The 12,321-nt window shown below is 66.6% G+C and carries 10 protein-coding genes and 2 pseudogenes; 7 read left to right on the top strand and 5 right to left on the bottom strand.

Features of this window, described 5'->3' with window-relative positions:
• Positions 1–11: 11 nt before the first annotated feature.
• The 6 genes and pseudogenes from IEY55_RS28950 to lexA all read left to right on the top strand — a co-directional run bounded on the left by IEY55_RS28950 (position 12) and on the right by lexA (position 6,806).
• Positions 12–395, top strand: coding sequence for a hypothetical protein (locus IEY55_RS28950; protein ID WP_189061754.1), 384 nt, complete (start codon positions 12–14; stop codon positions 393–395).
• A gap of 121 nt (positions 396–516) precedes the next feature.
• Positions 517–1,345, top strand: a pseudogene (locus IEY55_RS33155) (GP88 family protein).
• A gap of 48 nt (positions 1,346–1,393) precedes the next feature.
• Complete coding sequence (locus IEY55_RS28940) at positions 1,394–3,895, top strand: DUF8128 domain-containing protein (RefSeq protein WP_373290078.1); 2,502 nt, start codon at positions 1,394–1,396, stop codon at positions 3,893–3,895.
• Positions 3,896–4,000: 105 nt separating this feature from the next.
• Positions 4,001–5,041 (top strand): replication-relaxation family protein, encoded by a 1,041-nt coding sequence (locus IEY55_RS28935; protein WP_189061753.1) that lies wholly within the window; start codon positions 4,001–4,003, stop codon positions 5,039–5,041.
• Between the two features lie 7 nt (positions 5,042–5,048).
• Positions 5,049–6,005, top strand: coding sequence for a C40 family peptidase (locus tag IEY55_RS28930; protein WP_189061752.1), 957 nt, complete (start codon positions 5,049–5,051; stop codon positions 6,003–6,005).
• Positions 6,006–6,146: 141 nt separating this feature from the next.
• Positions 6,147–6,806 carry a transcriptional repressor LexA gene (gene lexA, locus IEY55_RS28925; protein ID WP_189061751.1) on the top strand — a complete coding sequence of 220 codons (660 nt, stop codon included), beginning with the start codon at positions 6,147–6,149 and terminating at the stop codon, positions 6,804–6,806.
• A gap of 98 nt (positions 6,807–6,904) precedes the next feature.
• On the opposite strand, the gene IEY55_RS28920 is transcribed toward lexA, so the two are convergent.
• On the bottom strand, positions 6,905–7,426 hold the full coding sequence (locus IEY55_RS28920; protein ID WP_189061766.1) for an N-6 DNA methylase: 522 nt from the start codon (positions 7,424–7,426) through the stop codon (positions 6,905–6,907).
• Here IEY55_RS28920 and IEY55_RS33260 point away from each other — a divergent pair.
• Positions 7,425–8,491 (top strand): annotated as a pseudogene (locus tag IEY55_RS33260) (IS630 family transposase). The gene IEY55_RS28920 and the pseudogene IEY55_RS33260 overlap by 2 nt on opposite strands.
• Before the next feature lie 653 nt (positions 8,492–9,144).
• On the opposite strand, the gene IEY55_RS28900 reads toward IEY55_RS33260, so the two are convergent.
• The 4 genes from IEY55_RS28900 to IEY55_RS28885 all read right to left on the bottom strand — a co-directional run bounded on the left by IEY55_RS28900 (position 9,145) and on the right by IEY55_RS28885 (position 11,929).
• On the bottom strand, positions 9,145–9,582 hold the full coding sequence (locus IEY55_RS28900; protein ID WP_189061748.1) for a hypothetical protein: 438 nt from the start codon (positions 9,580–9,582) through the stop codon (positions 9,145–9,147).
• A gap of 217 nt (positions 9,583–9,799) precedes the next feature.
• Positions 9,800–10,477: a hypothetical protein gene (locus tag IEY55_RS28895; protein ID WP_189061747.1), complete on the bottom strand. Its 678-nt coding sequence runs from the start codon at positions 10,475–10,477 to the stop codon at positions 9,800–9,802.
• 257 nt (positions 10,478–10,734) lie between these two features.
• Positions 10,735–11,229, bottom strand: a complete 495-nt coding sequence (locus IEY55_RS28890; RefSeq protein WP_189061746.1) for a hypothetical protein — start codon at positions 11,227–11,229, stop codon at positions 10,735–10,737.
• Between the two features lie 103 nt (positions 11,230–11,332).
• On the bottom strand, positions 11,333–11,929 hold the full coding sequence (locus tag IEY55_RS28885; protein ID WP_189061745.1) for a hypothetical protein: 597 nt from the start codon (positions 11,927–11,929) through the stop codon (positions 11,333–11,335).
• Between the last annotated feature and the right edge of the window lie 392 nt (positions 11,930–12,321).

Below are 12,321 nucleotides of genomic sequence, written 5' to 3'. Positions count from 1 at the left end.
GAGGAAGGCCTGTGCCCATCCATGTTACTGCTGATCACACCCCCGTCTCAACGCTCGTACCCACCTTCGCCTTCGACTTCTTGCCTGCCTTCGCCCTGGCCGTCGCGCTGATGGCGGTGGTCTGGATCGCCTGCGCCGTCGTGACCATGTTCGGGGTTTACCTCGGCGGCCTCGTGTACATCGGCGCTCGGGGTCTGATCCGCGCGTGTGCCAAGCGCATACGCCACCACCGCAGCACCGAGTACGCCCAGCTCGCAACCGTGTCCTCCGAAGGCGTCACCACCGAGATCATCAACCTGGACCATTACCGGCGCCAACGCGAACAACGACACCGTCGACCGAACACGACGGAGCACACCGGCGATCCCAGCTCAGGCTCCAACGAGCCAGCCTGACCGCGCCACCGCGCCTCGCCGGAACCGGGGCGCGCACGTCTACGGCAGTCGCTGCTTTCCCGCCCCGCTTCCTGCTTGGCTGCCGCGTCTCGCATTCTCCTCTCTTCTTGGGGGTACGCCTATGTCTGCACCCACGCCCGCATCCGCGCCCAGGCGACAGCCGAGGCGTCCGCAGCGGCTACTGACACAGAATCGGGAAATGAAGCAGATCGGCGTCTACAACTGGACGCTTCCCGCCCTGGCCGCTCGACTGGCCGACGGCCGCACACAGATCACCTGCCCGTCCGCCGGGATTTGCGCCCGAGTCTGCTATGCCCGCCACGGCGCCTACACCTGGCCCGCGGTGCGCGCCAAACATGAGGCGAATCTGACGTTCGTGCTCGACGATCCGGACGGCTGGGAACAAGCCATGCTCGCCGAACTCGCTGCACCTAAGTTCGCTGGCCGCTGGATCAGAGTGCATGACGCCGGCGACTTCTTCTCCGACGACTACACCATCCGATGGCTGCGCATCATGCGCCAACGTCCGGACACCAACTTCTACGCCTATACCAAGGAATTTCGACGCTTCAGAAACTGGCCGAGCCGAACCCGCCGGGGAACTTCCTCTGGGTCTACAGCTACGGCGGCACCCAAGATCGTCTGCTGGACCCAAGTGTGGACCGGGTGGCTGATGTGTTCCGGACGAGGAGTCGATTCGCACGGCCGGATGGTCCTCGCAGGAAGCCTCGGACTTGTTGGCCGTGCTGGGTCCTCGCTGGGTGGGCGTGCCGGCGAACCGCATCCCTCATTTCCTGCGCCGCTTGGACGGTCGCAGGTTTTCCCAGTGGCAGGCCGAGGTGGATGCCGAACGCCAGGCCCGGCGCAGCACGGCCGCGCTGCGCTCAATTACGACTGCGCCCTCCGTTCGCCGTCAGGCACGCCACAGCGGCGGCCGGCAAGCTGCATAGCCCACTCCGTCTCCGCTCGCCACCGTCGCACCCAGGAGGTTGACGCACGTGTTGCTGCTGGAACCAGCTATTGTGGACAGTCCGATCGGCAGGCTGCTGACCGATCCGTGGGGTGCCCTCCGATCGGCACTGGACGCGGGGTGGTCCTGGCTGTACGTCTGGGGGCCGATCGTCGGGCCCGTCATCCTGACCGTGATCGGCGGATTGTTCGCAGCGCGGCGCTGGTGGTCCGACCGCTGCCAGGACCGGCTCCACGACCAGGCCCGGGTCGTGACGATCCTGGCTCCCCCGACGGTCGACTTCGACGGAGCACCCGCCGTGTGGTCCAACCTCGTTGGCCTCCTGCGCCCGATGTGGACTCGCCTGGCCAGCGGACAGCCCCACCTGACGTGGGAGTACGTCTTTGGCCACGACGGTGTGGCCATCCGGCTGTGGGTGCCGGGTACGGTACCCCCGGGGATGGTTGAGCGGGCCGTGGAGGCGGCCTGGCCGGGGGCACACACCCGCACCGAACAGGCCAGTGCGCCGCTGCCCGTGAAACCCCAGGCCGGGCGCCGCCAGCTGGTCACCGGGGGTGTGTTGCGGCTGGCCCGCACCGAGGCGCTGCCCATCCGGACGGATTTCGACGCCGACCCGATCCGCGCGCTGTGGGGCGCACCCACCGGGCTCGGTGTGCACGAGGCGGCGTGCGTGCAGGTGCTTGCCCGCCCGGTGACGGGCCGCCGAGCCAAGCAGGCCCGCCGTGCGGCGCGACACCTGCACGCGGGTCGCTCGACCCGGCCGGTTGGCCGGCTGTTGGACCTGGTCACGCCAGGGGCTACACCGAAAGCACCGTCGGCACGAAGCGGACAGCCGAAGCCGGACCCGCAGACGTTGCTGGAGTTTCAGGCACAGAACCGGGCCATCGTGGCGAAACAACGTGGAGCGCAGTGGGAGACGCTGATCCGGTACGCGGTGTCGGCGACCGTTCCGATGGAGACATCCTCCGAGCAGGTGGGGCGTGTGCGCGACCAATTGCGCGGCCGGGCGCACGCGATCGCCAGCGCGTTCTCCGGGTACACCGAACACAACCACTACCGCCGCCAGCGACTGCGCGAGCCCGAGCAGGCGATGGCCCGGCGCCGCTTTCGTCGGGGGGACCTGCTTTCGGTTCCCGAACTGGCCGCCATCGCGCACCTACCGACCGATGAAGCGCTGCCCGGTCTCGTCCGGGCGGGCGCGCGGGCAGTGCCGCCTCCGCCGAATACCCCCACCGAGGGGGAGCTGATCCGGCCGGTCGGCGTCTCCGACACCGGCCACGCCCGCCCGGTCGGGTTGCAGGTTTCCGACGCCCGGCATCACCTACACGTGCTCGGCGCCACCGGCTCGGGCAAATCGACGATCTTGGCGCGGATGATCCTCGCCGATGCCGAACACGGACGGGGCGCGGTGGTCATCGACCCTAAGGGGGACCTGATCACCGACGTCTTGCAACGCCTGCCCGAACACGCCGCGGACAAGGTGGTGCTCTTCGACGCCGACGCCCGCGGCCCGGTCCCGTGCCTGAACCCGCTGGAGGGGCCAAAGGAGACGGCCGTGGACAACCTCGTCTCCGTATTCGGCAGAGTCTTCTCACAGGCGTGGGGGCCGCGCACGGAGGACATTCTGCGGGCCGGGTGCCTGACCCTGCGCGCGGCCTCGGAGTCGCCGACCTTGGCGACACTGCCGCAGCTGCTCACCGATCCCGCCACCCGCGCACGACACCGCGAGAAAGTCCAGGAGGACGCCACGCTACGGGGCTTTTGGGACTGGTACGATCAGCTCTCCGACGCCGCTCGGGCACAGGCGACCGCCCCACTCCTGAACAAGTTGCGGGCATTTTTGCTAAGGCCATTCGTGGTCAAGGCCATCGCCGCCGGTGGGTCCACAGTAGACATGTCGACGGTGCTGGACGGTGGGCTGTGCTTGGCCCGCATCCCCAAAGGAAGCCTGGGCGAGGACACCACCCGCCTGCTCGGCTCGCTAATCGTGGCCCAGGCATGGCAGGCCACCACCGCCCGCGCCGCACTCCCGCAACGCGAACGGCGGGACGCCGGGTTGTACGTCGATGAAGCGCACAACTTCTTGAATATGCCATACGCGATCGACGACATGTTGGCCGAAGCACGAGGATATCGGCTGTCGATGACGCTGGCCCACCAACACCTCGGACAGCTTCCCCGGGACCTCAAGGAAGGCATCTCGACCAACGCCCGGTCGAAAATCTTCTTCAACGCCTCCCCCGAGGACGCCCGCGAGCTGGCCCGGCACACCGGGCCCCGGATCAGCGAACACGACCTAGCCCACCTCGGCGTGTTCCACGCCGCCGCCCGGCTGGTCGTCAACGGGGAAGAAACCCAACCCTTCACCGTGACCACCCGCCCGTTGCCCCCTGCGGTCCGCGGCCGAGCCCGCATGGTGCGCGAAGCCGCCGCACGCCACACCCAACCGCTGCCGGGCCAGACCGACGAGACGGCACGCAAGCAGACCGAACCGCAGGTCACCGGGACTGATCCGCGCCGCGCCGCCTGACCACCTTCTCGCACTCGAACAGGGGCAGGCCACGCCCACTACCTGGCCTTGGCCTGCCCCGCTCACGTTCTGCCTCACCCGCTGAACCCGTCGAAAGGAGTGTTCGTGTTCGACGCCGCCACACCGCAACGCGACCTGCGTGCGCCGATCCCCGCCCGCGCCAGCGCCCGCGAGGCCACCTCGGCCGAACACCAGGCCAGGGTCGCCGCGCACCTGACCATCCGGGACCGGTGGATCGCCCGGACGCTCGCCGAGCACCGCACCCTGACCTCCACCCAGATCACTCAGCTCGCCTTCCCCACCCGACGCGCAGCCAACTACCGACTGAAGCGGCTGTATCAGTGGCGGGTGCTGGACCGTTTCCAGCCCTACATTGGACGCGGCCGGGCACCGATGTTCTACGTGCTCGACACCACCGGTGCCCACCTGCTGGCACACGAGGACGGCATCGACCCCCGCGACCTAGGGTTTCGAGCCGAACGCTCGATCGGCATTGCCTACTCGTTGCGCCTGGCGCACCTGCACGGGCTCAACAGCCTGTTCACCGGACTGATCGCCGACGCCCGTGCCCACACCGATGGGCGCGCGGTGACCGCCTGGTGGTCCGAAGCCCGCTGCACCCGGCACTTCGGCGACCTCGTGCGGCCCGACGGATATGGCCGCTGGCGCGAAGCCGGCCGCGAGATCGAATGGTTCCTCGAGTGGGACACCGGCAGCTACCAGCTCTCCCGGTTCGTGGCGAAACTCCCCGGCTACGTCGCCCTCGCCGCCACCACCCACATCGTCACCCCACTACTGGCGGTATTCGCCACCGTCAAACGCGAAGCCCACGCCCGCCGACTGCTCACCGAGCACCTCCGCACCCAGCCCCGCCCGCACCACCTGCCCATCGCGACCACCACAACGGACGAACTGAACCGCGCCGGCACGGCCTCGGCCCAGGTGTGGCTCCCCCTGTCGCACCACCACGCCGGGCGCTACCGACTGATCGAGCTGCACACCACCTGGCCCCACCTCGACGACCCCACCCCCAGCACCGGCACAACCCCTGGCTCCTCCCAGACCAACCCGGTACCCCGGCTCAGCCCCCCAACGCCGATGCCGCCCTTCACCCGTCACGACCTGACCTGGAAACCCGCGGAGTGATGCCTGCATGCTCAAGCTCGCCACCACGGTCCTCGGCACCGCTGTCGGGCTGATCGTGCTGGTGGCCGCAGGCGTGGCCGGGATCGTCTCCGCTCTCTTCGGCGGCGGTGATTCCGCGAACGCCAGTCAGCCCAGCCACGCCGCCCTGGCCGACATCCCCAGCAACTACCTCGCCCTCTACCAGCAAGCCGCCGCCACCTGCCCCGGACTGGACTGGAGCATCCTCGCAGCCATCGGAAAGATCGAAACCAATCACGGCCGACTCAACGCACCAGGCGTACATAGTGGAGAGAACTTCGCCGGGGCCGGGGGGCCGATGCAGTTCCTCCAGCCGACGTTCGACTCCGTGGTGGCGCGGCACCCCATCCCGCCCGGCGGCAGCACCCCGCCGTCGCGTTATAACCCGCACGACGCCATCTACGCAGCCGCGTTCTACCTGTGCGGCAATGGGGCCCGCGACGGACGCGATCTCTACGGTGCCATTTTCGCCTACAACCACGCCGACTGGTACGTCAGCCAAGTCCTCAACCAAGCAACCCAGTACAAGCAAGCAGCACGCAACTCCGGGACCGACACCGCCGCCTCGCCCCAAGCACAACAGGCCGTGAACTACGCCCAAGGACAACTCGGACTGCCCTACGTCTGGGGAGGCAACGGACCCGACCACGGACACACCGGCTTCGACTGCTCGGGACTGACGAAGGCCGCCTACGAAGCAGCCGGAATCAACCTCCCGAGAACGGCACAGACCCAGTATGACGCGGTACCACTGCTACCCAAGGAAGCACCACTCGCACCGGGAGACCTGGTTTTCTACGGCACACCAGGAAACATCCACCACGTCGGCCTCTACATCGGCGCAGGCAAGATGATCCACGCACCAGACTTCGGGCAACCTGTCCAAGTCGGCAACATCCATTGGCCGGGCGACGACTACGCGGGCGCCACCCGTCCAGCTCGGTAGCCGCTGCGAAGCGGCCCGAACCGGACCATCCAGGAGCGTGCCGGAGCCTCCGAGCAAGACCACAGGCCAGGGACAGAAGAAACACCGCACAGGGTTGCCCCGGTGGGTCGATCGCCGATGCCGACCTTTACCATTCTGTGGGTGGCCGCCTGCGATGATCTTGCGTTCGAGCACCTGGACACCTCGATCCTGCCGCCACGTCAGCAGCGGATCCTGGCCGCGATCCGGGATTGGGTGGTCAGGTACGGGTATCCGCCAAGCACGCGCCAGATCGCCGATGCTGTCGGGTTGCGGTCGTCATCGTCGGTGTCCAAACACTTGACGAGCCTGGAGGAGAAGGGGTTTCTCCGGCGCAGTACCACGATGTCCCGGCCGATCGACGTGCGCATGTTCCTGCAGGAGCCGCAGAAGCGGGAGCCGTCCGAGGGCTCGGTGACCGTGCCCGTGGTCGGCGATATCGCGGCGGGAAGCCCCATCGTGGCCGAGGAACATGTCGACGACGTGCTGAGGTTGCCCCGTGAACTGACCGGGCGCGGTCACGTGTTCGGTCTGCGTGTGCGCGGTGACTCGATGATTGATGCTGCCATCTGTGATGGCGACATCGTCGTGGTGCGACAGCAGCCCGAGGCCCACTCGGGACAGATCGTCGCCGCGATGATCGATGACGAGGCCACCGTCAAGGTGTATCGCCGCCGAAACGGCCACGTCTACCTCGAACCGCGCAACCCGGATTACGACGTCATCGACGGCGACAGTGCCGTTGTCCTGGGCATCGTCGTCTCGGTGCTGCGCAGCGTCTGACACCGCCAACGCCTCCGCCCAAGCGGTGTGGAAGCTCGCGATGAAACAAAGCAATCAGCGTGCGTGGGTGCACCGAGAATACGCAGCCACGAACCACACTACTCGTGATCAAGCGCTTGGGCGCTCTCGGTGATAGTGTCAGTGATCTTCTGGGCGGTACGAAAAGCGTGGATCATCAGCTTGTCGCGCCGGATGGTCTCGGCGAGCTGCAGGATCTCGGTTCGTTGGGCTTCAGCGCGACTCGCCCAGTCGCCCTCGGCGAGCGTGTTGGCCACGCACAGCACCACCCGGGGACCGAGTCCCCACAGCACGCTGTTGATCGCGCAGGCAGCGATCGCCAGGTCGTCGATATCGGCGCCGTACCAGGAAACGGTGGCGGGGTCTCGGCCCTGTTCGCGCATGGCTTGGGCGGCGGCGCGGAACAGCCCGCCGGTGCCGACGGCCGGGTCTTGGACCGTGTCACCCTCGTGTGGCGTGGTCATTCGCGCCATCATGTCCGCGACCGCCGTGGGGGTGTAGATCTGTGCGTTTGCTCGGCCTGCGCTGTGGGACTTACTGAGATTGAACCGGTGATGGCGGGGTCGTGACTGTCCATGATCGTTGCGGTATGCCCGGTGGATGAGGTATGCGCAGGGTGGCGGGCTGACACCGAGAGAGCAGCAGGCCCGCGAGCGGGTGCGGCTGGAGGCCGGTGCGCGGTTCGTGCGGGGTGAGAAGACCGCTGATGTCGCCGCGGAGTTGCGGGTGGGTGTGCGGCAGGTGGAGAAGTGGCGCCGGAGTTGGCGTGAGGGCGGCCTGGAGGCGCTGCGCTCCCAGGGGCCGATGTCGACCGAGCGGCTGGCGCCCGCGCAGTGGAACCGCCTGGAACAGCAGCTGATGCGTGGGCCGCTGGCGCAGGGCTGGGACGAGGGCCAGGGTTGGACGCTGGCTCGGGTGAAGACGCTGATCAGGCGGCTGTTCCACGTCGGCTACACCGTCCAGGGAGTCTGGAAGCTGTTGCGTCGCCACGGCTGGTCCGCCCAGGTGCCCGCGCATCGGGCGATCGAACGCAACGACGCGGCGATCGAGGTGTGGAAGAACGAGGTGTGGCCGCGGATAAAACCACCGCGGCGGACCTGGGCGCCTACCTCTGCTTCGAAGACGAGGCGGGGCAAGGGCTGAGGCCGCCGAAAGGACGCACCTGGGCGCCCCGCGGGCAGACTCCCGTCATGCGGGTGCGTGGTGGTGGCCGAGGCTCGGTCTCGGTGGCCGGTGTGGTGTGCTTCCGGCCCGGAGCGCGACCGCGCTTCTTCTACCGCCTGCGCCTGTGGCGCGGCCGCGAGGGTGAGCGCCGCAGCTTCGCCTGGACCGACTACCGCGACTTGATCCTCTGGGTTCACCGCCAGCTCGACGCACCGCTGGTGTGGGTCTGGGACAACCTCAACGTCCATCTCACCGGCGAGCTCACCGCCTTCATCACCGAGAACAAGGACTGGCTGACGGTGTTCCACCTGCCCTCCTACGCCCCGGACCTCAACCCCACGGAGGGAATCTGGTCACTGGTCAAGCGATCGTTAGCCAACTTCGCCGCCGCCAACCTCGACCACCTGGTCCGTGTCCTCAAACGCAAGCTGAAGAAGATCCAGTACCGACCGCATCTCCTTCACGGCTGCCTGACCGAGACCGGACTGAGCACCGAGCCATGATCCACCACCCGCCATCACGAGTTCAACATCAGTAAGCAGGGTGAGCACGATGCCCAACAGATCAGTGTCGAAGCGGCGGTCGGTGCCGGTTAGTGCGAGCTGACCTTCGCGCAGGGCGGCGTCGGCCGTGTGCTTGGCTGCCTGCTGCACGGCTGTGTCCGGTTCGTCGAAGATCCACGCCATCAGCGGGTAGACCAGGTGGGTCAGGTCGGGGCGAGCGTTGACCAACGCGGTGTAGATCTTCCGCAGTGTGCCGGTGAAATCTTCCGAGCTTTGCGTGCGCAGTTGTCCAGCGAGGTCCGGGCCGTCCGGATCGTGCTGTGCGACCAGGGAAAGCGCGGCGACCACGGACAAGGCCACGTCACGGCGCCCAGAGTGATGGGATTTGTTCCAGGCCGTGTCGACGGCTTGCGCGATCGCAACGGCATGCTGGCCGGGATCGCGATGCATGTGGCGATGCTTGACGGAACGGCTCATGATCAATCCTCTTGATTAGTCATACTGGCGCTGATGTCGCCGCGCACGTGCTCAATAAGAAATGGGAAGGAGTGAAAACTGGAAGTGGGTGAATGTGACGGCAGAATCCGACGCCGGCGTTCCTAGGATGCTAGTCGGGTACTCGTGCGATGTTGAGAGTGGTGGGTTTGGGAACGTCACGTCATGAAGTACGGGGAGCCGAGTACGAAATGGAGGTGGGCGCTGTCGCCCGGGTCATTGCGGTCACCTGACTCGGACACCTCGTGCGGGTCGTTGGCGTGCGCGGTGGGCTCCCAAACACGGGGCGGGGTCAGCCCAGCACGCATGCGGGCGTCGAGACTGAACACTGCGTGGGCCTGTTCAGTAGCCAGCTGGCGCACATGCCATGTCGAGGTGTCTTCGGGGAGACGGCGCACCGCTCCTGCGGCGGCGATCATGCTCTGATACGGGCGCTCACAACCAGTTTTCATGAGTGGCCTCCCAGACGAACAAGCGGACGAGGTACGGAAACGGAGGGATGCGACGGGCAGATTCGGATCAATGGCTTTGGTGTATTCGCGCGGGCCGGTACGGGCCGGCGGTGCGGCACCGATCTTGCGCACAATGATCGTCATGGTGCGTGGTTGCAGTCGCGACGCGAGCGGCACGGAAAGCCGGGCAGTAAAAGGGCCGGCGGACCCACCCCCGAAAACGGGGTGTTGGCACGGTCCGCCGGCCTGCGGTAAACCCCCGAAAGGGCTGCCTTCCCGAAGGGAGGCATGGCCAGGGTAGCTCACCGATCCGGCGCATATCCCCGTGACGCTCGCTGTGCAGTTGTTGTGACGGTGCTGGTCAGGCCGGCGGTGTGGTTCGCTGCGCGCCGTGTGTCCGGTACCGGGTGACCACGTCCCACAGCCGTCGGTGATGGTGGGTATCGGTGGGCTGGGCATCCACGTTTGGGAACTCGCCGAATGTGCCGGCCCGGGCGACTCCGATCACGCTCGGGCAACTGGCGGTGACCGCGTCGATCAGGTCGGCGTGCCGGGTACGCCCGGCAACCTGCGCGTGGACGTGCGGCGTGGCGCGGCAGGCCGCTGTGCAACCACACTTCGGGGTCGTCGGCGTGGCCACCGAGCACGCACGTACGGGGATGATTGAGCAGCTCGATGCTGTGCAGCACGGCGGCGGGTGCTTGGTATCGAGCATGCTGGAGTGTGCGGCGCGCATTGACCAGGCCGGGTGTGCGCCGGCCGCTGCGCCTGCCACGCCGAGGCTCGCACGCGTGACCCTGCCCACCTCGCCCGACGAGTCGGGGTCGAGTACCGCGACCATCAGTGGCGCGTACGCCGGCAACGTCAATATTTGCTTTCGCAACACCAGCATGGGCGCGGCCAGCGCGTCGACGAGCTCCAGCACCGCTCGTTCCCAGTCATCTCGGATGCGCTCGTGTGACAGGTACGTGACCCGGTGCACTCCGCGCGCGTACTGCAAGGCAGCCAGATGTGTGATCAGTAGAACCAATCCGGACAACGCTCATCACTCCATTGAGGATAGTCGGGAACCGCGGCGCGTTGATGGCTCGACGACTCACCGTCTTCTCACCACGTTGGATAGTCGGCAGGTGGCCATGCGCTTTCCTGGGTGGGGTGGTGCTGGGAGATGACCGCTCCCGGCACCGCCGTCAGGACTACGGCGGACGCAAGGGCTTAGCAGGGGCCGACAAGCGCACCCGCCGGCCCCGGTGAACAGTACGGAAATGTTCAAGAGCGCCGGCTCCCGGGAACAAGTCAGCCGACCCAGTAGGTTCCGGTGTGGTCCTCGGTGAGATCGGCGTGCGGCAGAGGCTGACCCGGGTAGGGGGTGTGCATGATCAGCCGGCCGCCGTTGGTCGGTGCGTCGTCGGGAATGCGGCGCAGGGTGAACGCGAACGCGCCGCGCGGATCACCGACTGACACCGTGACCGTGATCGAGTCTTCGGCGGGATCGGTGTGGATCGCGGCGGAGTTGGCCCATGAAAGCGGCACCCGTTCCGCGCGGTGCGGGCCCTCGCGGAAGTCCGGCGCGGTGTCGATGTCGTCGACTTCGGGATCGTCGTACGGGTCGTACGCATCACAGATCTGCGAGCCGGATTCGTCGGCGTAACCGTCGGGTTCTTCCGACAGAGCCCCACCGCAGGCCGCGCATTGCCACATGGTGTCGTCGGCGTTCTCGACGGTGATGATCGAAGAGTCGTTGTCGACGTCGGTGGAGATCATCTCTCCGTTCAAGGACAGGACGAACACAGCACACCTCACCAAGCGAAGATCATGAAAGGGCGGGCGGAGCAGCCAGCCGCAGCACGCGACGCATCGGGCGCGGCCGGCCGAGCGAGAACTGGGGCAGGAGTCAGCTGGCGAACCGCACGGCCTTGCCGCACTTCGGGCAGGCCGCATAGGCGCGGTCGCGGTCGCCGAACGGCACACGGACACGGTCAGACACGCGGTAGGTGGTCATATCCGTGTCGTTCCACGAGTGCAGGTGCACGGTGTCTTGTGTGCACCACCGGTGTCCGTTCGCGCACTCACCCTCGGCGGTGGTGTACTCGGCCCACTCCTCCAGACCATCCACGGTGGAGCGGTAGACGGTCGGCGAGACGTAGTGGCCGAGGTAGTCGGCCACGGTGACCATCAAGTCGCCGAACCTGGCCGACGACAGCACCACGAACCCGAGATCGTCAATGAGGTGGTCGGAGAAGTTGACGAGGTTGTGGTGCCACATTTCGCCGTCGCCGTGCAGCCCGGCGGGGGGCTCGCCCGTACGGTCGGTGATCCACGCGGCGATCACCTCGTCATGCGGCCAATGGTGACCGTGGGCGTCCATCCACTCGCGCAGGTCGTCGGTGAGATCGGCCGCGTACTCACCACGATCGTTGATCCACTCTTGCGTGTCCACGGACAGCCAGCCGTCGCCGTGTGCCCAAGCTTCAACAGACACGGAAGTCATGAAAGCGCCTTTCGATGTTTACCGCTGCGGGAGTAACGGGGTGCCAATCCCTACCCGCGACAATGCTTTCTTTTCTGATGTCTCCAGGTCTTTCTCTGTCTTTCGATGTCTTATCCTAACGCCGGCGCCGCGGGCGATCCAATATCTCCTGGATGATTTTTTGGAAGGCTTGCCGGTTGTCGGAATGTGGTTCGAGTGTGTGCTGACCAGGATGGGCGGTGGTGAACGCGAAAGCGGCAATAATGTGCGTGCCGGCCGTCGTCGATGATTGGGAAAGGAAGTGAAGGATGAAGAGAACAGGAAAAATCTAATTACCAATGATATGTTTGGAGGCTTATTCAGCGAGGGAGTAGAAGTGTAGGGCGATCACGGCTGAGATGGTTTCGGGGAAG

This window comes from Longimycelium tulufanense, assembly GCF_014645795.1.
Classification (GTDB): domain Bacteria; phylum Actinomycetota; class Actinomycetes; order Mycobacteriales; family Pseudonocardiaceae; genus Longimycelium; species Longimycelium tulufanense.
The sequence above is the reverse complement of the archived record's forward strand: the minus strand, read 5'-3'. Positions and strand labels throughout refer to the sequence as shown.